Here is a 21,442-nt window from a genome sequence, read left to right on the forward strand (position 1 = left end):
CGCATAGGTGTGTGATGCCTTTGGTGTTGTCACTTGTAGATGATCCAACCAATCATAAGGTCAAGACGAGGAACTCTAGCATGGTTTCGCCCATCTCAGGAACGCGTGTCGGAAAGCAGTTCGGCCAGTACCGTATAGAAGCTCTTCTTGGCAAAGGGGGAATGGGTGAAGTCTATAAAGCTTATGACACTCGGAAGCAACGACTAGTCGCGCTTAAGATTCTTAATCCAACCCTGGCTCAGGATGCCGTGTTTCAGAAGCGGTTTCAGCGGGAATCTCATATTGCTGCGCGCTTGGGAGAGCCACACGTCATCCCTATTCATGATTGGGGTGAGATCGACGGGATACTTTATATCGACATGCGCTGGGTGGACGGGCAAGACTTGCGGAGTCTACTTCGGAGTGAAGGCCGCCTTACGCCTAGCCGGGCTGTTTTCATCATTTCTCAGGTGGCTGCGGCGCTCGATGCGGCGCATCGAGACGGACTTGTGCACCGGGATATCAAGCCGGAGAATGTTCTCATCGGCGAGAATGATTTCGCCTACCTAGTAGATTTTGGAATTGCTCAGCAGGGGACTTCGGACACCAAGCTTACTGAGACCGGTTCCGCAATTGGCTCATTCTCCTATATGGCGCCCGAGCGACTTGATAATGTGCCAGTGACGTCAGCGGTAGATGTGTACGGCCTCGGCTGCGTTCTTTATGAATGCCTGACTGGCCGTGTGCCATTCCCGGCCGACTCGATCAGTGGAATTGTGAAGGCAATCGTTTTGGATGGTCCGCCGTCGGTTAGTACCTTGCAGTCGGGTATACCAGCCGCGTTTGATTCTGTGCTCCACAAAGCGTTGGCCAAGGACCCCTCACGTCGTCAGTCGACGGCGGGAGGACTCGCCAATGAAGCGGCTCGCGCTTTGGAAGGCGTTGGCAGCGCGCCCTCGGCTGAGTCGAGTCCGAACGACCTAGTGGGCCGCGAACTGCCAACTGAGCTGCCAGTGGGAAGGCAGCGGGGCGATTACGCACCCACCGTTTACGGCAGCACTCCCCCAAGAGTTGATACGCCGTGGGAGTACTCCGGTGGGGCGAGCGGCGGGTACGCCGCACCAGGGCAATTGGCGAATGCGCCGCAACCGAGCGGGCGTCGCTGGAACGTTGCCCTGGTTCTGCTTGGCTCTGTTGCGGTTCTTGCTCTTGCTGGTGTGATCGGTTGGTTCGTGTCACAGGTCGTGGGTGATAGCAACACGGTGGCCACAATGTCCGATCCGGGGACATCCGTGGCGTCGGTCGAACAGCCGCAGTCCACTGTGCCGGCGGTCACCGAAACGACCACAGTGGTTCCGGCAATACCAACGACGCCCAACTTCGCGTTCTTGCAAACGCCCCATCTGGACTGTGGTTCTGGCGCATACGCTGACAATCGTGATCCGAGCCACCAGGTGACATGTGCCTGGGCGAGTTCTGTTGCCCAGTCGGTTGGGCCGCGCGCCCCTCAGCAAGTTGTCGAGGGTTCGGCATTCAGTGGTCAGGTTGGCGAATATCGAAGTTACTTGTGCCGCTGGAGTTCAGGTGGGTACTACGAATGCAGTTCACAGATTGGGAATATATTTTGGGTCGTTCCATGAAATTTTGCGGTTTCTACCCGACAGGCTTTCTTCTCGGCACTGCACTCTTGGTAATGGGATGTGGTACAAGTGGCGGTGCAATGACGAGCCCAAGCTCGAGTCCGGTTTACGGTCAGTCTCGTCCTGCAATTTTGGTGTCGCAACAACCAATATCCGAGAATCAATGTGCGAAAGTCACCATCGCAATAGATCCGGGGCACAACCCAGTGCCCATCAATAGGTTTGATCCGGTTACTGGTGCAGCTCAGATCGATTACTCGAACGGGGCGGAGGACCAAGATGTTTTCCGCGTAGCCTCGATTGTTAAAGAGGGGCTGGAGCGTGATGGATATCGTGTGGTGCTCCTCAAGCGGACGGTTTCCGAGAGCGTGAGCTACCGCGAGCGCGTGACGCGTGCCGAACGTGCGGATGCACTATTCGCGATGAGTATCCACACCAGTCCAGGTGCAAATCAAGTATTTCCACAGCGGGTTGGTCTTTACCGTCAAGGAACCGGAGCCAACGGTACCCAAAGGCGTGTCGTCTTTGTGAATGAAGCGACGGCATCACATTCACTCCGGTACTCGACGGCGGTGGCGAGGGGTAGGGCGCAGGTCCAAGGTACCCCGGTGACCGTAACGGATAACAGCTTCGATGGCCGACCTCCTTTGTGGGAGGGTAATATTCCAATTATTTCGCTTATATCCGACCGCGTGCCGTGGGTTTATAATGAGTTCGGCACTGCAACTGCAGGTGGTTCGATAGCGCTACCTGACGGAGCTCTCCGCGAGTATGCGGCGGGGCTTATTGCCGGAGTTCGATTGGCGGCCCCGCTGACGAGGGGCGGTTGTTCTTCGCACTGAGAGGCTGATTCGGCTCACATGCCGCTCCTGACTACCGAGCGCTCTTATGGTGAATCCGACATGGCGGACACGCGGATCACGACTCGCACACGGTGCGGTCTCGGTTCGACGATCGGGCGCCTCCCGGTTGGTTGAGGTGTTCAACCGCCCATAGGCTCATTCTGTTGCTGATGTGACGGAGGAGGCTTAAGTGGCTGGAGTGAAGAGGGTGCTGGTGGCGACGGTGCTTGCCCTGGTGTTCGCGGTCGTGGTGCCGGCGGCCATGGCGGCGGCAGCGCCGGCACCGGCGCTGCCCGCCCTGCCGCCGCTGCCCGAGCCGCTGCGCACCTGGCTCGCGCCGGCGGTACCTCCGCAGCAGGCGCTGTCGAAGACCTTCACGCCCTTTCAGAAGTCGCTCGCGAAGAGTCTGCCGGGCAGTATCGGCATCTCCATCGTGCCGGTGGGCTCGGACGCCGCGATCTCGTTGGGGACGTTCACCACCGGTCGCGCCTGGTCGACCCTCAAGGTGCCGGTCGCGCTGGCTGCCGAGCGTCGCCTCGGCTCCGCGGTCGTCGGCTCGGAGACCAAGGCGATCACCGTGTCCGACAACGATGCCGCCGAAGACCTCTGGGGCGCACTCGGCGGTGGACAGTCCTCCGTGGACGCGGTGACCACCGTGCTGCGCGAGGGCCACGATATGCGCACCCACGTCAGTTCCGAACTCGATGCGCCGCCGTCCTTTCCGGGTTACAGCATGTGGGCACTGGCCGATCAGGCCCGTTTCGGCGCGCACCTCCCGTGCATGCCGGGGACCGACCGCATCCTGCGCCTGATGAGTGCGGTGGGCCCCAATCAGCGCTGGGGCGTGGCCAACATCGGGCGCACCAACCGCTCGGTGACCTCGACCGCGGTGAAGGGCGGATGGGGACCGGGCACCGGGACGTCGTCGGCCTTCCTGGTCCGCCAGCTTGGCCTGGTGACCACACGATCGGGCCAGTTCGCCGTGTCGATCGCGGCGGTGCCACGCAGCGGACGATTCGAGGACGGCACCGCGATGCTCACCCGGATCGGCGATTGGGTGGGGCGCAATCTGTCGTCGGTGCCGACCGGTCGGTGCGGACTGCTCTGAAACTCGTCGTCGCCGACGTCGCGGTCAGCCGTCCGGCATCGAATGTCGGCCACGCGCCGGTGGATTCGGCGGACGGGTCGTCGGTGGTGTGGGCGGACGGGTCGTCGGTGGTGTGGGCGGCGGTGATGGTTGTTGCGGTGGTGATGGTCGTGACGACGGTGGTGGCACCTCATCGGGTTCGAGATCGATGATCGGGCGGCGCGCGGTTGTCGGCGCCGAGCGTGCCGGTTCGGGATCGCCCGCGGCCGACGAGGTCGACTTCGACGGCTCCGCGACGGTTCCCGCTCCGGAAGGGCGGGTGAGTGCCGCGGCGATCGCGGTGGTCAACGGAACCGAGAGCGCGATCGCGATGCCCCCGACGAAGGAGCGTGCCAGTTCCACGGCGACGGTGTCGGTGGTGATCATCGAGCCGAACGGCTGCTGGGCCACCGAGAACAGCAACAGCAGCGGGAGAGCGCTGCCGGCGTAGGCGAACACCAGGGTGTAGACGGTGCTGGCGATGTGGTCGCGGCCCACCCGCATGGCCGCCCGGAACGTGGCCAGCCGGGTCGGTTCCCCGGCGCCGGCCAGTTCGAAGGCGGCCGACGCCTGCGTGATGGTGACGTCGTTGAGGACGCCGAGCGTGCCGATGATGAAGCCCGCCAACAACAATCCGCTGACCGAGATGGTGCCCTGATACACCTGCAGGCTCGTCGTCTGGTCACCGGACAGACCGCTCAACTGCATCGTCTCGATCGCCAGCCAGCTCAGCACACCCGCCAGCACCATCGACGTCAACGTACCCAACAGCGCCGATGAGGTGCGCAGGCTGACCCCGTGTGCGAGGTAGAGCACGACGAACAGGATGGCCGCCGAGCTGACCACCGCGACCGCGACCGGTGACTCTCCGTCGAGGATTGCGGGCAGTGTGAAGAATCCGAGCACCAGGAACGCGAAGGCCAGACCGATCAGTGAACGCAGTCCCCGCCAGGCGGCCACCAGGATGATCGCCGCCGCGAACAGCAGGGCCCACACGATGGTGGAGGTGGTGCGGTTGAAGTCGAAGAAGGAGTACCGCGGTTGCCCGTCGGGCCCGGCCACCGTGCTCAACCGGATGGAGTCGCCGACATGCAATGTCGGTTGGCCCGCCTGCGGGTCGTCCGGATGGCCCAGGGTCTGCGACGACGAGTCCGGGCTCGTCCCCGCCTGTGCGGCGTTGGTCGGCACCTCGAGCAGGGTGTACTTGCCGTCGTGCTCGCCCGAGGTGATGCGTACGGTGAATTCGAGGCACGGCCCGCTGCCCTCGCCGGAGATCGGGATGTCGGCGGTGTCGTTGATGGCTCCGACCATCTGGTTGAGGCACTCACCCCGGGTCTGACTGATGATCTCGCCGTCGACCGCGTGGATCGCGGTGCCGTCGGGCCCACGGAACTGGGCGGGGACCGGATGATCTCCATAGGACGGCCGTAGGAGGAATCCGCAGACGATCACGGCGAGACCCGCGACGATCAGCAATCCGATGACGAGGCGTTTGGCCAGCGGTGACAGGACGACCTCGATGTCGGACAGGTGGTGTGAGTGCCCGTGGCCCGCGCCGTGTCCGATCCGGCGGTCACCGTGCTTCCTACCAATCACTCCGACACCATAGGCCGAGGCGGTCCGGGGCGGCGGAGAACACGCGCCGCCACCGGACCGCCTCGGGCGAACCCGCTCAGAGCGGCAACAGGATGTTCTTCACCGCGGGGTCGGTGGCCAGGTACTGCTGCACGGCCGGGTCCTTGAACGCCGCCACCAACTTCTTGATGTTCTCGGAATCACGCCACTTGCTTCCGATGGTCAACTGCCCGGCGAACTCGTCCGGCGCCGGCGGGGCGAAGATCTGCTTGGAGAGGTCGACGCCGGCCGCGAGGTAGTACTCGGTGTAGCCGACGGTGGCGTCGAGATCGGGCAACGCCCGGGACTGCGCGGCGAAGTCGAGCAGGGTGAACTGCAGATTCCGCGGATTCGACGCGATGTCGTCCTGGGTGGCGGTCCACTTGTCCACGCCCGGCTTGAGGGTGATCAGGCCGGCGCGTTCGAGCAGCCACAATCCCTGCGCCTCGTTGGCGGGGTCTGAGTAGAGCGACACCTTCGCGTTCTGTGGCAGGTCGGTCGGTGAGGCGTACTTGTCCGACCAGATGCCGAAGCCCCACCGGAAGACCGGTGTCGCCGCCTCCTCCTGGAAGTCCGGATTGGCCGCGAGGACCTGCGAGAGCCACAGTTTGTGCTGATAGATCGTGCCCGCGACCTCACCGTCGCTGACGGCCCGGTTGAGGGTGGTGGAGTCGGCGAGGCCGCGGAAGGCGACGGTGATGCCGTAGCGGGGTGCGACCTGGGTGGCGACGAAATTGACCAGCGCCTGTTCGCTGGCATTGCCCTCGGCGGTGACGACCGTCAGCGTCGCGCCCGGGGTGTCGTTGGGTGAGGCCTCATCCGAACCGGCGAACCGCCACGCGATCACCGCGGCGAGAACGATCACCACGACCGCGGCGGCACCGGCGATCAAGGGCCAGCGGCGGCGGGAACGCAATTGGATGCCGTTGTGGTCGCCGGAGTCCGGGGTGTCCGAACCCGGGGCGGGAGCGCCGGGTGGGGAATCGGTGGTTTGAGACATGGGGGTAGCGCCTTTCGTGGATGGGGCGGGTAATGAGAGTGGTTGTGTGAAGCCGTGTTTCAGCGTCGCGTGGCGAGCTTGCGCTCCGGTGTGAGGTGGCGGACGAGGGCGTCGCCACCGACCTGGATGAGTGCGACGGTGACGACCAGCGCGATGATGGTTGCGATCATCACGCCGTGGTCGAACCGCTGATAGCCGTAGGTGACGGCGATGTAGCCGAGGCCGCCGGCGCCGATGGTGCCGGCGATCGTCGAGTACTCGATCATCGCGATGGTGTTGATCGTCAGACCGCCGATGATGTTCGGCAGTGCCTCGGGAATCTGTGCAGACCAGACGATCTGGGCGTTGGACCCGCCGGATGCCATGGCCACCTCGACCACCGAGGTGGGCACCGCCCGCAGGGAGTTCTCGACGATGCGGGTGAAGAACGCGATGCCGGCGATCGACATCGGTACCACCGCCGCGGCGATGCCGATGTTGGTGCCGGTGACGAACCGGGTGAACGGAATGATCGCCGTCATCAACACCAGGAACGGCAGTGACCGCCCGACACTGATGACCCACGACAGGGGTGTGTGCAGTGAGCGGCGTTCGAACAGACCGCCCGGGGCGAGATTGTGGATCAGGGCACCCAGCGGCACGCCGACGATCAGCACGATGACCATCACGATGCTCACCATCATGACGGTGTCGACGAAGGCCGGTATCAGCAGCGACGGGATCTCGTTGACCGGCACGGTGATCGAAGCGAGAATGTGGGTGTCACTCGGCGCGCTCATGCGGCGACCTCGCGTGCGGCCTGCGCGGTGGGTCGTGCGGTCACGCCGAGTTCGTTTGCGGTGACGACGAATTCGTCGACGGAGCTCGCGTTGACGGACACGGTGAGTTCACCCACGGGGACACCGTCGACACTCTGGACGTTGGCGCCGAGGATGCCCACCGGAGCGCCGATGCGCGTCGACACCCGGGTGATCCAGTCCGACGGAACCGCCGCCGAGTGGTAGGTGACCACCACCGCGACCTCGCCGGCGGCGGCCGGAGCAGGAATTCCGTGGGGTCGAAGTGATTGTCCCAGAGAAGAATCGGGGCTCAGGGCAAGATCGACCACCGATCCCTGTTCGACGATGGTGCCATGATCGAGGCGACCCACCCGATCGGCGATCCGGGTGATCAGATCCATCTCATGGGTGATGAACACGACGGCCAGACCCAGGTCGTCGCGGACGTCGGCGAGCAGGTCGAGGAAGGACTCGGTGGCCACCGGGTCGAGTCCGGAGGTGGCCTCATCCGACAGCAGCACCGAGGGTTTGAGTGCCAAGGCGCGTGCGATGCCGACGCGTTGACGCTGGCCGCCGGAGAGCTGATGCGGATACAGATTCGCGCGGTCCGCCATGCCCACCCGGTCGAGGAGCTCGGCGACCCGGGAGCGCGTCGCGGCCTTCGTGGCACCGAGATACTCCAAGGGCAGGGCGACGTTCTCGGCGGCGGTGCGGCGCGAGAGCAGGCTCGAGGACTGGAAGACGGTGCCGATCCGTCGACGCGCCGCCCGCAATGCCGCGGAGTCGAGGTGCGCGAGGTTCTCGCCGTTGACGATCACCTCACCGGAGGTGGGGCGCTGCAACAGATTCAGGCATTGGGCGAGGGTGCTCTTGCCGGCACCGGACGGGCCGACCACGGCGAACACCTCGCCACCGGCCACGGTGAACGAGACATCGTCGAGAACCGTCGACGGACCCGACGGGGTGTCGAAGACCTTGGTGAGATGCGAGACGACGATCATCGGAGTACTCCCGGTGCGACGAGCCGACCGTGGGCACCGACCTCACGAATGGAGTCGTCGATCGTCGAGGCCGGTCCACCGACCCGGAACGATGCCCCACGATGATTGTCGGGGAGCAGGTCACCACGGCCGAACAGCTTGTGCCGCAACGTACCCGGGACGTAGTCGCGGTGATACAGTCCGCGGCGTTCCAACGCGGGAACGACGTGGGTGATGACATCGGCGAAGGTGCCGGGGGTGATGGCGTAGGCGAGGTTGAAACCGTCGACGTCGGTGTCGGCGACCCAGCTCTCGAGTGCCTCGGCGACCTCATCGCCGGAACCGATGAGCACCGGTCCCATCCCGCCGATGCCGCCCCACGCGGCGATGTCGCGCACCGTCCATTCGTCGCCCGACTCGGAGGCCTGCTGGAAGGCGGCCACCGCGGACTGGATGGCGTTGCTCTCGACGTTGCCGATCGGTTCGTCGAGGTCATAGGACGCGAGGTCGATGCCCATCCATCCGGACATGAACACCAGCGACCCTTCCGCGCTGGCGTGGCGCTGATAGTCGGCGGCCTTGGCGCGGGCGGCCTCGGGCGTGGAGTCGGTGATGATCGTCAGCAGGGTGTAGATGCGGGCGTCGTAGGGGCCCCGGCCGGCTGCCACCAGCTCGTCGCGGATCTTCGAGACAGTCTCGCGCAGAATGGCTTTGGTGGGGGCGGCGACGAAGATGGCTTCGGCGTTCTGGGCGGCGAAGCGTCGTCCGCGGGGCGACGCGCCGGCCTGGTAGATCACCGGCGAGCCCTGCGGTGACGGCTCGGACAGGTGAATCCCCGGAACCGTGAAATGCTCGCCGCGGTGACCGATGTGGTGCACCTTCTCCGGATCGGCGAAGACGCCGGCCGCGCGGTCGCGACGCACGGCGTCACGTTCCCAGGAGCCCTCCCACAGTTTGTAGAGCACGGTGAGGTACTCGTCGGCGTGGTCGTAGCGGCTGTCGTGGGCGAGTTGGTCGTCATCGCCCATGTTCCGTGCGGCGGAGGGCAGGTAGCCGGTGACCACATTCCAGCCGATGCGTCCCCTGGTCAGGTGATCCAGCGTCGACAGGCGCCGCGCGAACGGATACGGATGCTCGAAGCCGGTGCCGGTGGTGATGCCGAAGCCGAGGTGTTCGGTCACGTGGGCCATTGCCGACACGAGCAGCAGTGGGTCGTTGACGGGGATCTGGGCGCCCTGCCGGATGGCGGCCTCATCGGTGCCCGCGTACACGTCGTAGGTACCCAGAACGTCGGCGATGAACAGACCGTCGAAACCACCGGTCTCCAGCAGTCGCGCCAGGTCGACCCAGTAGTCGAGGGTGTTGTAGTCCCACGAACGATCGGCGGGGTGGCGCCACAGCCCGGGTGATTGGTGGGCAACGCAGTTCATGTCGAAGGCGTTGAACCGGATGGGTCGGCGCGCCGGGACGAATCCAGGCGGGGTGGGTACAGATGCAGAGGGCACAGAGTCAGACACCCCGCCATGGTTGACGGACGCGGACGTGCAGGCCAGGGTTGCGCGCGCGGCGAAGAAAATCTTTGCATCTGGGCGGATACATGCGGTCGCGGCGATACGGGAGTAGGTGTGGACATATGAAATCCACCGAGATCCTCGCCGACGGATTCGCCCGCGTCCGCGAGAACGTCCACGCCGTACTCGACGATATCGAGGAGCAGCGACTCACCTATCGGCCCGCCGACGGTGCCAACACCATCGCGTGGCTCATCTGGCATCTGGCCCGGGTGCAGGACGCGCAGGTCGCCGATGTCGCCGGCACCGACCAGGTGTGGACCTCCGACGGCTGGTTCGACCGGTTCGCGTTGCCGTTCGAGCCGTCGGCCAGTGGGTACGGGCAGAGCGCCGCGGACGTGATCCGGGTGGTCGGACCGGCGGAGTTGCTGGCGGGTTACTACGATGCGGCCCATCAGGTCACCGTGGACTATCTGGCCGGCCTCGATGACGACGACCTCGACCGCGTCATCGACACGCGGTGGGATCCGCCGGTCACGCTGGGGGTGCGGCTGGTGAGCATCCTCGACGACGACGCCCAGCACGTCGGTCAGGCCGCGTATCTGCGGGGCCTTGACGTCGACTTCGGCTGAGCGGCAGTCGGTTCGGCTGATCTCAGATCCAGCCGCGCTCGCGGGCGACGTGCGCCGCCTCGGCGCGGGTGGCGGTGCCGGTCTTCCCGATCGCCGAGGACAGATGATTGCGGACAGTCCCGGCCGACAGGTGAATCTCGGCGGCGATGGTGGCCACCGTCGCGCCGGACAGCGCGGCGCGCAACACCTCGGATTCGCGAGGGGTGAGCGGATTGTCGCCGCTGGTGAGGCTTTCGGTGGCCAGCATCGGGTCGATCACTCGTAGACCGGCGTGTACCCGTCGGACCGCGTCGGCCAATTCGGCTGCCGGAGTGTCTTTCACGACGAAACCGGAGGCCCCGGCCGCGATGGCGCGCCGCAGATATCCGGGTCGGCCGAAGGTGGTGACGATCAGGGAGTGGACGTCGGGTAGTTCGGCGTGCACCGCGGCGGCCGCGTCGATTCCGTCGATTCCCGGCATCTCGATGTCGAGTAGGCAGACCTGTGCGCCGGAATCGCGTGCCGCGGCGACAACTTCGTCTCCTCGACCGACCTGGGCCACCACCTCGAGGTCGGGTTCGAGGCCGAGGAGTGCGGCGAGTGCTCCACGCACCAAGGCCTGGTCGTCGGCGAGCAGCAACCGGATCGGCCCACTCATGTCCTCACCGCCGTCACCGCCGTGCCGTCGGCGTCGGAGGTGACGCTCAGGGTCCCGCCCGCGGACTCGACCCGTTCGGTCAATCCGCGCAGCCCGTTGCCGAATCCGGATGCGCCCATTCCGGAACCGTTGTCCCGCACAGTGATCGAGGTGTCATCGATCACGACGACGCAGCGGGAGGCGCCGCTGTGGCGGACCACGTTGGTGACGGCCTCGCGCAGGACCCACGCGAGCAGCGAGCCGTTGGGTGTGTGGATGTTCCGACCGGGTAGGTCGGCGGTGATCCCGGCTGCGAGCAAGGCGCTTTCGGCGCCGGCGATGGCGCTGGGCAGATCCGGGGTGCGCAACTGTCCGACGGTGGAGCGGACCTCGGCGAGGGCGTCCCGGGCGAGTTGATTCACTTCGGACATCTCGGCTTTCGCGCGTTGGGGATCGAGGTCGATGAGGCGACCGGCGAGTTCGGTCTTGATGGTGATCACGGTCAGTGAATGGCCGAGAATGTCGTGGACGTCGCGTGCGACGCGTTCACGTTCGGCGACGACGGCCAGTTCGGCGTCGAGTTCGCGACGGCGTTCTTCGGCGCGTTCCCGTTCGTTCTCGCGCATCGCGATGGTGCGAAAGCCCAGCATGGTGAAGCCCACCGCGACGAGGACGACGACCAGGCCGAGGTCCTGCTCCCAGCCGGCGATGGCCGGGATGGCCAGGGCGCACACGACGACACCGCAGATGGTGGTCGCTGCCCAGCCGTACGGAAAGGTGAACGCCGCCACCACCATCAGGAATGGTGCTGTGCCGAATGCACCCTCGCCGATGATCGGGAGCAGGCCGATCGTGAGGAGCGCCAGCACCCCGAAGACCGGTACCCCGCGGCGATCCGGCCCGGTGCGGCCCGACAGCACGTAGACGCTGGCCAGCAGGTAGACGAGCGCGAAAGCCCCCACGAGGGCGTAGCCGATCGCCTTGACCGGCGCGGAGTGGTCCGAGCCGATCACCGCGCCGAGCGGATAGCCGAGGAACAGCATCCAGATGGCGACGAACGCCCAGCGCATGTTGCGCCAGGGCGTTCGCCACGCGGGGTGGATGTCGGTCATTGTGTGGGCCGTTTCTGCGGTGTTCTGCGTTGCTCGTCACTGACGAGTTGTACTGCGACTGTAGAAGACTGCGGCAGTCGAAGCGAAGACCACGCCCCACACGATCAGGTTGGCGCACGCGACCCACAGTGGGATGTGGGTGCCGTAGACCGTCACTCCGTGGTCGAGGGGGTAGCGGGCGAGGGTGACGACGCCGAACATCGGGGTGAACTGCGCGATGGTGAGCATCACGCCCTTGAGGGGGACGAAGACGTTGCCCGCGAACGCGAGCAGGGCCAGGACGCCGCCCATGACCTGCATGGCACCGTCGGAGCGCATCAGGCTGCCGACGGCCAGCCCGAAGGCGGCGAACACCGATGCGCCGATCCAGCCGAGGAGCAGGCAGGCGATCCAGATCCCGACGGGTGCATGCGCCCCGGTCGCAACGCCCGCAACGGAGAGAACCAGGATCGGCAACGCGCCGATCGCGAGTGCGACGCCGACCTTGGTGGCGACATATCCGGACGGCCGCAGGGGCGTCATCATCAGCGTGCGGGTCCAGCCGGCCTGCTGTTCGATCGCCACCGATGCGGCGTTGGAGGCGGCGGCGAGAATGGCGCCGTACACGGCCATGCCGATGAGGACGTAGAACGCGACGTTGCCGGAACCGACCGTGTCGTCGGTGTTCTGGGTGGCGCCGAACACCAGGTAGAGCAGCGCGGGCATCGCGACGGTGAAGATCATCGCGCGTCGGTTGCGCAGGACCCGGCGGATGTCGAGTCGCAGGTAGGTGGCCGAGGGGATGAGGCTGGTGAGGCTCGTCGAGCGCTGCTCGGCCGGCTGATCGATCGTTGCGGTGGTCATGGTGGTGTCCTTCGAGGGTGGTTGATGTGTGGATCGAGCGGAGTGCGGATCAGGCGGCCGAGGTGAGTGCGACGAAGGCGTCTTCGAGGTTGTGCGTGGCGATCTCGACCTCGCGAGCGTGGGTCGAGGTGAGCAGGCAGCGGGCCAACGCATCGGAGTCGGCCGCGGACAGATAGGTTCGGCCGCCGCGTCGTTCGGTGACCTCGAGGTCGACGATCACCCTCGCCACTGTTGCCAGTTCGGCGTCGTCGACGATGGCCGACACGATGCGCCGGCTCGCGATGTTGCGGATCTCGGCGGTCGATCCGTCGGCGACGATCCGGCCGTGGGCGATCATGATGATGCGGTCGGCGAAGTCGTCGGCCTCGTCGAGGTAGTGGGTCGCGAAGACGACGGTGCGGCCGTTGGTGGCGTCGGTGCGCATCGCCGACCAGAAGGCGCGCCGTGATTCGACATCCATTCCCGCGGTGGGCTCGTCGAGCACGATGAGGTCCGGGTCGGGGAGGGTGGCGAGCGCGAACTTGAGGCGTTGCTGTTCACCGCCGGAGCACCGGGATACCTTTCGGCCGGCGAGGTGGGCGATATCGGCACGCGACATCGCCGATTCGACGTCGCCGCTGCGGCCGTGCAGCGCCGCCACGATGCGCATCGTCTCCTCGACGGTGAAATCCGGTAGCAGGCCACCGCTTTGCAGGACTGCGGCGATCCGGCCGCCACGTGCGGCGCTTCGGGCCGACCGGCCGTACACCGTCACCGATCCCGAATCGGGTTGTGTCAGTCCGAGGATCATGTCGATGGTGGTGGTCTTGCCGGCCCCGTTGGGGCCGAGGAAGGCCACCACCTCGCCGGGATTGATGGTGAGGTCGAGGCCGTCGACGGCGGTGACGCGGTGGCCGTGTGGGCCGCGGAACGTCTTGCGGAGGTCCTGGGTGCGGATCGCGGGTGCTGTGGTCATGCATCTCACGATGCCCGCTGCGGGGTCGGCGCACCCAGAGCAGATGTCATCAATGCCCCATGACGTTTGTCATGCACCGACAGCGCTCTGTATCTCGCTGACAGCGCTCGCGACGTCACTGACAGCGCTCGCCTCGTCGTTGACGGCGCTCTGAAGTTCGCTGACAGCGCTCTGGACTCTGCTATCAACGTGGAGGAGAGCCCTGTGAACGACGGACAGAGCCCTGTGAACGACGACGGACAGAGCCCTGTGAACGACGACGGACAGAGCCCTGTGAACGACGACGGACAGAGCGCTGTGAACGTCGGACAGAGCGCTGTCAACGTGGGTGCGGGCGCTGTCAGTGGAGGGGCGGTGAACTGTGAAGCATGCTGTCGTGCAGCGATTTACCTCCAGCACCCCTGCACGGTCTGGAAGTCGCCGGCGAAGGCGGGACCGGTTCCGGTGCAGGTGGGTCCGGTGACGCCGTTGACGGTCACCGATGCTCCCGGGCCGGCGATTCCGATCGCGAGTCCGGGGCGCACTCCGGTCATGGTCACCGAGGCGTTCGGTCCGATGGCGATCGCGGCGGGGGCGGCGAGGTTGGTGGCGGTCGATGTGGCGTTTCCGCCGTCGGCGGAGATCGCCAGGCTCAGGCCGTTATCGGTTGCTGCCGCCGAACATCCTGGGGCGGTTGCGGTTTGGCCGGGCAGCGCGGGACAGATGGATGGCGCCGCGGCGGCGTCGGGGGCGGCGGCGAAGGCGATGGCGCCCGCTCCGGCGGTGGCGATGGCGAATCCGAGTGCGAGACGGGTGGACTTGTGCATGTCGACTCCTGGTGACCTCGATGGTGTGGACACTCAGGGGTTCGCGACCGACACGGCGCCGGATTGCCGATGGCGCGTCATCCGACGTGCACGGCGGGCCGTTTGGTCATGTCCGGTTCCGCCCGACGCACCACCTCGCGGGTCACCGCCGCGACCTCGCCCTCGCCGATGAACAGGAAGCGGAGCAGGTTCACCAGCGGATTCGCCTCGCTCCATTCGAAATACACATTCGGGACGATGTCGGTCCAATCGCGGATGGCGAACAACGCCGACGCGATGGTGTTCGGTACCGCTGCGGAATCGACCCAGAGGATGCGGAACCCGCCCTCGTGATAGCGGCCGTGGATCTCGAGATCGGTGCTGAATTCGGACGAGTCGGTCACGTTGACCTCGAGGAAGATGATCTGCTCGGCGTCGGGGATGTGGCTTTCGGCGCGTTGCTGGATCTCCTTCTCGTGGTATTCCGTGAGAGAGCGTTCCTCCGGATCGTGGGTGACGATGTGGATCTGCCCGAATTCGGCTGCGGCATCGATGATGCGTTGTGCAGTGTCGTCGAAAGTGATCTCGCCGCTGCGCAGTTCGAAGGAACGGTTGATCCGGGAGGCAAAGGAGACGATGAGGATCGCCACGATGAAGAAGGCGGCGACCTGCACGCCCTCGGGCCGTTCGATGATGTTGGCGATGGTGGTGTAGGCGAAGATGATCGAGATGGCGGCGAAGGCCACCGTCGCGACGGTGCGTCGCCGTTTGCGCACCGACAACGTCACCGCCACTGCGGCCGAGGTCATCAACACCAGGACGCCGGTGGCGTACGCGGCTCCCTGGGCGTCGACGGAGGCACCGAAGTACACCGTCACCCCGGCCGCGATGAGGATGAAAACCACGACGAGGGGCCGGGCCGCGCGCCCCCAGTCCGGTGCCATGCCGTAGCGGGGGAGGTATCGCGGCACCAGGTTGAGGAGTCCGGCCATCGCCGAGGCGCCGGCGAACCACAGGATCAGGATGGTGCTGATGTCGTAGACGGTGCCGAAGCCGTTGCCGAGGTAGTCGTGGGCGAGGAAGGCCAGGGCGCGACCGTTGGCGGGCCCGCCCGGCTGGAACTCGTCCTCCGGTATCAGGATCGTGCACACGAGGCTGCTGGTGATCAGCAGGACGCTCATGATGACGGCCGATGTGGTCAGCAGCTTTCGTGCTCCGGCGATGCGGGTCGCGGGATGGTCGGGCGGGTCGTCGTCGGAGCCGTCGATCTGGGGCATCACCGCCACACCCGTCTCGAAGCCCGACAATCCCAGTGCCAGCTTGGGAAACACCAGCAGGGCGACGGCCACGATCATCCATGGGCTGCCGTGTTCGGCGGTCATGGCGTGACGCCAGTCGACGATCACGTGCGGGGTGGTGGCCAGGTGCCAGAGGCCGTCGGCGATGACGACGACGTTCAACGCCAGATACACCGCGACAAGTCCCACCGCCACGGTGATGGCCTCGGTGAATCCGCGGAGGAAGATCGCGGCCAGCAGCGCCAGGAACACCAGTGTGATGGCCACGTTGTGGCCCTCGAAGAACGACGGCACGAACGGATTCTCGATGAAGTGCGCGGTGGCGTCGGCCGCCGACAACGTCATCGTGATCAGGAAGTCGGTGGCCGCGAAACCCAAGAGCACCAGGACGAAGATCTTGCCGCCCCAACGCGATAGCAGGTGCTCGAGCATCGCGATGGAGCCTTCGCCGCGATGGGAGCGTCGCGCGATGTAGCGGTAAACGGGAAGCGCGCCGAACAGGGTGAGGGCGACCAGCACGATGGTGGCCAACGGTGCGATGGTCCCGGCCGCCAGCACGGCGATGCCCGGCTGGTAGCCGAGCGTGGAGAAGTAGTCGACGCCCGTCAGACACATCACCTTCCACCACGGATGGGTGTGGGATTCCTCGCTGGGGATACGGTGCGGACCCATCAGTCCCGCGGGCTCGGGGCTGATGTCGGAGAGGAACCACCGACGGACCGGCGCGGGTATCACTGGGGAAGGCACCCGCTGACTGTAATGGGGCAGAAGGTGCGCGGCCACGGGAGCGCAAATTATCCGAATTGTCCGAGATTGCCGCCGGCGTACCTCGGACATACCGAACAACATTGGTACACAAAGGATTTCATGGACATTGAATTCGTCTGACGACCGGCCAACGGTCACCTGGCCGCCATCTGATCGGCCCCGGCCGGTTGCCGTGGGCCCCGTACGCTTCGCGAGGTCGTGAACACCGCGACCGTTGACGACATCTGTGAGGGGAACCAATGAGCACCAACAAGTCACGGCGCAACCGCGCGGCCGTGCGCGCGGCAGCCGCGGGCGCCGCGGCACTCGGGGTGGGGTTGGCGATGGCAGCGCCGGCACACGCCGACGCATTCGTGCGACTGCCCGGCGGCAGCGCCCACGGCGATGGCCTGGATCTGACGCGTACCAGCGAATCCGCGCAGATCTCACCATCTTTGGCCGGCAACGGCCTCGGCCGCACCGCCTGGGTCAGTGCGCACATCGTGCTCAAGGCCTCCGGGCTCAAGGAATCGGCCGCCGGTCCCAACAACGGGCCCGCCGGTGAATCCGCGTCGCCGGGCAGCAATGGCACCTCCACCGACGGCGCGGCCGCCACCCTGTCGGTCGGCTACATCGTGGGCTGCCAGGTCAACGTGGGCAGCGCTTCGGTCGGCTTCACCGGAAGCCTCAACGCACTCACGAGCGCTCCCACCGGAACCGGCACCCTCAGTGTCCCGATCACGCCGGGTCAGGTCGTGTTCGCGCAGATCGACTACAAGGACATCGAGAAGTCGGGTACCTACTACTTCGACTACGACCGCGTGCAGCTGCAGGTACAGAACTGTGCGGGGTACGCGCAGGCGCGGTCCTTCGTCACGGTGGAGACCACCGGCAGCAACCACCGCAAGATCAACCTCTACGGCAAGCCGTTCTCCATCGGCTGACGTTTCACCCCACTCCTCATCCGCGCCGATGATCCCGGCGTACTTCCATTCTCCGAGAGGGAGATCCATGAACATCAGTCTCAAGCGTCTCGCCGTGCTCGGCGGACCCGTCGCGATGGGTGCCGCCGCGCTGCTGTCGGTGACCGGTGTCGCCGCCGCCGACGTACACGTCGCGTTGCCGTCGCAGACCGACCAGCAGCGCATGGGTGACGGCACTGTCGTGTCGGTCACCCGGACCGGCGAGAACGCCACGATCAACCAGTCGCTGGGCGGTACGCCGCTGCACCGCAATGCGTGGGTGTCGGCGAACTACACCGTGCACACCAGCACCAAGGTCAAGAAGATCAAGGTGCAGGCCGGCTACGTCATCGGCTGCCAGGTCAACATCTCCGGCCTCACCAGCAACGGTGGTGGCAGCGGCACCGCCAACAGCAGCGGCGACGTCACCGCCGCGACCGCCACCGCCGGCGGTTCGATCTCGATCGGGCCCGGTCAGGCGGTCAACGTCTACGTCAACGACGTGGAGAGTGCCGACGACTTCGGCGCCGACAAGCACTCCTCCAAGGTGACCTTCAAGGGTGTCGACGAGGCCAAGCTGAGCTACGTCAACGAGACGATCCAGATCAACGGCTGCGCCGGGTACGCGCAGGCGCGGTCCTACGCCAACGTCTACGTGGTCACTGGCAACGCCGAGCAGGTCACGACGTTCTACGGCAAGCCGTTCAGCCTCGGATAACCCTCTCACAGCGGGGCTGAGCTCATCGGTGCGGCGCACCCGGGATTCCCGGGTGCGCCGCGCTCGTCCCGCAGGGACGACGCTCGCCGTGAGATGCTCGGCAGGTGGATCAGGAGCGGAACGAGGCACCCAAGTCCGACGGGTCGGAATCACTGCTGACCGTCATCATCGCGTTCGCGATGAACGTTCTCATCGCGGTGGCCAAATCGGCGGCCGCGGTGTTGACCGGCTCGGCATCGATGGTCGCCGAGGCGGTGCATTCCTGGGCCGATTCGGGTAACGAGGTGTTCCTGCTCATTGCCGAACGGCGCGGCGGTCTCGGCCGGGATCGTGCCCATCCCTTCGGCCACGGCCGGGAAACCTACATCTGGTCGATGTTCGCCGCGTTCGGTCTGTTCGCCGTGGGTGCTGCCGTGTCGGTGATGCATGGCATCACTTCCCTCCGCGATCCCGAACCCGACGCCAACTATCTCGTCGGCTATATCGTTCTCGCCATATCCTTTGTGCTGGAGGGTGTTTCCTTCCTGCAGTCGGTTCGGCAGGCGCACGCGGGTGGCCGACGGCTCTCGATGCATCCACTTCGGTTCGTCAGCCGCACCTCGAACTCCACTCTGCGAGCGGTGTTCTTCGAGGATGCGGCGGCTCTCACCGGCCTGCTGATCGCCGCGGCCGGAATGGCGTTGCACGAGATCACCGGCAATGCCGTGTACGACGCGGTCGGCTCCATTCTGGTGGGTCTGCTCCTCGGTGTGATCGCCATCTTCCTCATTCAGCGCAACAGTCAATTCCTGTTGGGCCAACCGGCGATGCCGGTCACGCGCGGCACGATGCTGCGGTTCCTGCTCGAGCATCCCGACATCGACCGCGTGACGTACCTACACGTCGAATACGTGGGCCCGGTGCAGTACTACCTCGTTGCGGCCGTGGATATCCGCGGCGATATGCGTGAGCATGACGTCGCCGTGCTGTTGCGTCGGATCGAGGCGGAAATCGAGCAGCAGGACATCATCGTCGAGGCGGTACTGACGTTGTCCACCGCCGACGAACCGTCGTTGCAGCGGTGACGTGACATGCCCTCAGTGCCCGGGGAACCCGGTGTGCATCTCCCAGTAGAGGATCTCGGTGTCGGATGTCGCGCTGTCGGAGGTCGCGGTGACGGGTTGCTCTGTCGCATCGGTGAACTGGACGGCGTCACCACGCTCGAGTGAGGTGACCTCACCGTCGAGGGAGAGGTCGACGGTCCCGTCGACCACATACAGGTGGCCGAAGGGGGCGGCCGGAAGTGTCACGGTGCCACCGGCGTGCATCCGTGCCGCGTGCAGCGCGGCGTAGCTGTTGGGCAGGGTCACCGGTGCGACACCGCGATGGTGATCGAGGCCGGACACGATCGGGACGAGTTCACCCGAGACCAGTGCCTCACTGACGTCGGCCTCGGCGTAACCGGGTGTGGCCCCGGCGTATTCGGTGGCCACCCACATCTGCACCACCCGCAGACGCTGATTGTCGGCCCGACTGGACGCATTGCGCTCGGAGTGCATGATCCCCGTGCCGGCGGTCATCCGCTGTACCACGCCGGGAGTGAGGACGCCCTCGTGGCCGCGGGAATCCTTGTGGTGCAACGATCCCTCGACGACCCAGGTGACGATCTCTGTGTCGGCGTGCTGGTGGGTGTCGAATCCCTCACCGGCGTCGACGGTGTCGTCGTTGTTGACCATCAGGACGCCGTGGGCGTTGCCGATCAGGTCGAAATTGCCGGTGGCGGGGAAGGATTGGTGCGAGGTGAGCCATTCGCTGTCCCAGCGATGGCGGTCGTCGGCGCGGATCACCCGGATCTGCGAGGTGGTGGTCATGAGGTCTCCGAATCCGAGAGGTCATCGAGATGGTGGGTGAGGGTCTCCATGATGGACGCGAGGCGACGGTCGTCGGCGGGCGAGAGGGCAGTGGAGAACAGGCGCGTCACGGCCTCGCCGTGGTCCCGAGCGGCCGCGGCGAATGCCTGGCGGCCGGCCTCGGTGACCACGGCGTAGCTGCCCCGGCGATCCTCGGGGGCCGATTCCCGTCGGAGCCAGCCACGTTTGACCATCACGTCGATCTGATAGGACAGTCGCGAGGTGGAGAACACCATCCGTCGCGACAGGTCGCGCATCCGGGCGCGCTGCTCCGGGCACTCCTGCAGGATCAGTAGAATGTGATAGTCCGACAACGACATCCCACAGTGGGCGCGTAGCTCCTCGTCCAGCAGGGTGTGCAGGCGTGCGCTGGTCTCGATGAACGAGCGCCACGAGGTGGGCTCTCGTGCAACAGAACTCACTGGATTGTCAGCGGACACTGGTGTGCGGCATCAGCGCATCCGGCGGTACGACGCCGAGCCGTCCGGCCTGAAAGTCGTTGATCGCCTCGACGAGCTGTTCCCGGGTGTTCATCACGAACGGACCATACTGCGCGACCGGTTCGCGGATCGGCTGACCACCGAGCAGGAGGACTTCCAATGCGGGTCGGTTGCTGTCCTGTCCGGAATCGGCCGACACGGTCAGCCGATCGCCGGCACCGAACACGGCGAGCTGTCCCTGCTCGATCGGACGTGCCTGCGCGCCAACGGTTCCACGGCCCGACAGCACGTAGGCCAGGGCGTTGAAATCCTGGCGCCACGGCAGGGAGATCGACGCACCCGGCTCGACGGTGGCGTGCGCGACGGTGATCGGGGTGTGAGTGGAGCCAGGACCGGCATGACCGTCGATCTCACCCGCGATGATGCGGACCAGTGACCCACCGTCGGGGGAGGCGACGAGCGCGACCTGACCTCCCTCGAGGTTCTGATAGCGCGGGGTCAGGAACTTGTCCTTGGCGGGCAGATTCACCCACAGCTGGATGCCGTGGAACAGTCCGCCGGACTCGACCAGTTCGGCCGGCGGGGTCTCAATGTGCAGAATGCCCGAGCCGGCGGTCATCCACTGGGTGGCGCCGTTCTCGATCAGGCCACCACCTCCGGTGGAGTCCTGATGCTGGAACCGGCCGTCGATCATGTAGGTCACCGTCTCGAAGCCGCGGTGCGGATGCCAGTCGGTGCCCCGGGGCTCACCCGGCTGGTAGTCGACCTCACCCATCTGATCCATGTGGATGAACGGATCGAGTGCCGCGGCGGACACCCCGGCGAAGGCCCTGACCACCGGGAAGCCCTCGCCCTCGTAGCCACGCGGGCCGCGGGTGACCGAGCGGACCTCGCGTTCGGTGTCCTCGAGCGCGGCCGGTGTCAGCCGGGGCAGGGTGGTGGTGTCGGCGGTGACGGCGGGCATGGGAACCTCC

General features: G+C 65.9%; 21 protein-coding genes. 7 read left to right on the top strand and 14 right to left on the bottom strand.

Annotated features, from left to right (window positions below; all coding sequences use genetic code 11):
• Positions 1-14: 14 nt before the first annotated feature.
• From ABLE94_RS19540 to ABLE94_RS19550, 3 genes are all read left to right on the top strand, one after another.
• Positions 15-1,619: a serine/threonine-protein kinase gene (locus ABLE94_RS19540; protein ID WP_348809578.1), complete on the top strand. Its 1,605-nt coding sequence runs from the start codon at positions 15-17 to the stop codon at positions 1,617-1,619.
• The gene (locus tag ABLE94_RS19545) at positions 1,577-2,461 is read left to right on the top strand and encodes an N-acetylmuramoyl-L-alanine amidase (protein WP_348809579.1); all 885 of its coding nucleotides are present in this window, start codon (positions 1,577-1,579) and stop codon (positions 2,459-2,461) included. Before ABLE94_RS19540 ends, ABLE94_RS19545 begins: the two co-directional genes overlap by 43 nt.
• A 262-nt stretch (positions 2,462-2,723) precedes the next feature.
• A complete protein-coding gene (locus ABLE94_RS19550; RefSeq protein ID WP_348809610.1) occupies positions 2,724-3,569 on the top strand; it encodes a serine hydrolase in 846 nt (281 codons plus the stop codon).
• A gap of 24 nt (positions 3,570-3,593) precedes the next feature.
• Here ABLE94_RS19550 and ABLE94_RS19555 read toward each other — a convergent pair whose 3' ends face one another.
• From ABLE94_RS19555 to ABLE94_RS19575, 5 genes are all read right to left on the bottom strand, one after another.
• The gene (locus ABLE94_RS19555) at positions 3,594-5,180 is read right to left on the bottom strand and encodes a YibE/F family protein (RefSeq protein ID WP_425476252.1); all 1,587 of its coding nucleotides are present in this window, start codon (positions 5,178-5,180) and stop codon (positions 3,594-3,596) included.
• Between the two features lie 79 nt (positions 5,181-5,259).
• A complete protein-coding gene (locus ABLE94_RS19560; protein ID WP_348809581.1) occupies positions 5,260-6,201 on the bottom strand; it encodes a MetQ/NlpA family ABC transporter substrate-binding protein in 942 nt (313 codons plus the stop codon).
• Between the two features lie 59 nt (positions 6,202-6,260).
• Complete coding sequence (locus tag ABLE94_RS19565; protein WP_348809582.1) at positions 6,261-6,980, bottom strand: methionine ABC transporter permease; 720 nt, start codon at positions 6,978-6,980, stop codon at positions 6,261-6,263.
• The gene (locus ABLE94_RS19570) at positions 6,977-7,981 is read right to left on the bottom strand and encodes a methionine ABC transporter ATP-binding protein (RefSeq protein ID WP_348809583.1); all 1,005 of its coding nucleotides are present in this window, start codon (positions 7,979-7,981) and stop codon (positions 6,977-6,979) included. The genes ABLE94_RS19565 and ABLE94_RS19570 overlap by 4 nt, the downstream gene beginning before the upstream one ends.
• On the bottom strand, positions 7,978-9,477 hold the full coding sequence (locus ABLE94_RS19575) for an LLM class flavin-dependent oxidoreductase (RefSeq protein ID WP_425476251.1): 1,500 nt from the start codon (positions 9,475-9,477) through the stop codon (positions 7,978-7,980). Before ABLE94_RS19575 ends, ABLE94_RS19570 begins: the two co-directional genes overlap by 4 nt.
• Positions 9,478-9,593: 116 nt before the next feature.
• Between ABLE94_RS19575 and ABLE94_RS19580 the strand changes: the two genes are divergently transcribed.
• Positions 9,594-10,103: a mycothiol transferase gene (locus ABLE94_RS19580; protein WP_348809584.1), complete on the top strand. Its 510-nt coding sequence runs from the start codon at positions 9,594-9,596 to the stop codon at positions 10,101-10,103.
• Between the two features lie 22 nt (positions 10,104-10,125).
• Here the strand turns inward: ABLE94_RS19580 and ABLE94_RS19585 are convergent, their stop codons facing one another.
• The 6 genes from ABLE94_RS19585 to ABLE94_RS19610 all read right to left on the bottom strand — a co-directional run bounded on the left by ABLE94_RS19585 (position 10,126) and on the right by ABLE94_RS19610 (position 16,384).
• Positions 10,126-10,740, bottom strand: a complete 615-nt coding sequence (locus ABLE94_RS19585) for a response regulator (RefSeq protein WP_348809585.1) — start codon at positions 10,738-10,740, stop codon at positions 10,126-10,128.
• The gene (locus tag ABLE94_RS19590) at positions 10,737-11,831 is read right to left on the bottom strand and encodes a sensor histidine kinase (RefSeq protein WP_348809586.1); all 1,095 of its coding nucleotides are present in this window, start codon (positions 11,829-11,831) and stop codon (positions 10,737-10,739) included. Before ABLE94_RS19590 ends, ABLE94_RS19585 begins: the two co-directional genes overlap by 4 nt.
• Positions 11,832-11,867: 36 nt before the next feature.
• A complete protein-coding gene (locus tag ABLE94_RS19595; RefSeq protein WP_348802834.1) occupies positions 11,868-12,674 on the bottom strand; it encodes an ABC transporter permease in 807 nt (268 codons plus the stop codon).
• 49 nt (positions 12,675-12,723) lie between these two features.
• Positions 12,724-13,629, bottom strand: a complete 906-nt coding sequence (locus ABLE94_RS19600) for an ABC transporter ATP-binding protein (RefSeq protein WP_348802833.1) — start codon at positions 13,627-13,629, stop codon at positions 12,724-12,726.
• A gap of 386 nt (positions 13,630-14,015) precedes the next feature.
• Positions 14,016-14,435, bottom strand: coding sequence for a hypothetical protein (locus tag ABLE94_RS19605; protein ID WP_348802832.1), 420 nt, complete (start codon positions 14,433-14,435; stop codon positions 14,016-14,018).
• Positions 14,436-14,512: 77 nt separating this feature from the next.
• Positions 14,513-16,384 (bottom strand): APC family permease, encoded by a 1,872-nt coding sequence (locus ABLE94_RS19610; protein WP_348809612.1) that lies wholly within the window; start codon positions 16,382-16,384, stop codon positions 14,513-14,515.
• Positions 16,385-16,719: 335 nt separating this feature from the next.
• On the opposite strand from ABLE94_RS19610, the gene ABLE94_RS19615 reads away from it, so the two are divergent.
• From ABLE94_RS19615 to ABLE94_RS19625, 3 genes are all read left to right on the top strand, one after another.
• Positions 16,720-17,403 carry an MspA family porin gene (locus tag ABLE94_RS19615; RefSeq protein ID WP_348809587.1) on the top strand — a complete coding sequence of 228 codons (684 nt, stop codon included), beginning with the start codon at positions 16,720-16,722 and terminating at the stop codon, positions 17,401-17,403.
• A 67-nt stretch (positions 17,404-17,470) separates the two neighbouring features.
• Positions 17,471-18,139 (top strand): MspA family porin, encoded by a 669-nt coding sequence (locus ABLE94_RS19620; RefSeq protein WP_348809588.1) that lies wholly within the window; start codon positions 17,471-17,473, stop codon positions 18,137-18,139.
• Positions 18,140-18,243: 104 nt separating this feature from the next.
• Positions 18,244-19,203, top strand: a complete 960-nt coding sequence (locus ABLE94_RS19625; RefSeq protein ID WP_348809589.1) for a cation diffusion facilitator family transporter — start codon at positions 18,244-18,246, stop codon at positions 19,201-19,203.
• Positions 19,204-19,215: 12 nt separating this feature from the next.
• Here ABLE94_RS19625 and ABLE94_RS19630 read toward each other — a convergent pair whose 3' ends face one another.
• From ABLE94_RS19630 to ABLE94_RS19640, 3 genes are read right to left on the bottom strand one after another with little or no spacing between them, the layout of a single operon-like run.
• Positions 19,216-19,989 (bottom strand): pirin family protein, encoded by a 774-nt coding sequence (locus ABLE94_RS19630; RefSeq protein WP_348802828.1) that lies wholly within the window; start codon positions 19,987-19,989, stop codon positions 19,216-19,218.
• Entirely contained in the window at positions 19,986-20,450 is a 465-nt protein-coding gene (locus ABLE94_RS19635; RefSeq protein ID WP_348809590.1) for a MarR family winged helix-turn-helix transcriptional regulator, read from the bottom strand. The genes ABLE94_RS19630 and ABLE94_RS19635 overlap by 4 nt, the downstream gene beginning before the upstream one ends.
• Positions 20,451-20,457: 7 nt before the next feature.
• Positions 20,458-21,432 (bottom strand): pirin family protein, encoded by a 975-nt coding sequence (locus ABLE94_RS19640; RefSeq protein WP_348809591.1) that lies wholly within the window; start codon positions 21,430-21,432, stop codon positions 20,458-20,460.
• Between the last annotated feature and the right edge of the window lie 10 nt (positions 21,433-21,442).

It is taken from the genome of Gordonia sp. VNK1, from assembly GCF_040049135.1.
GTDB lineage: Bacteria > Actinomycetota > Actinomycetes > Mycobacteriales > Mycobacteriaceae > Gordonia > Gordonia oleivorans.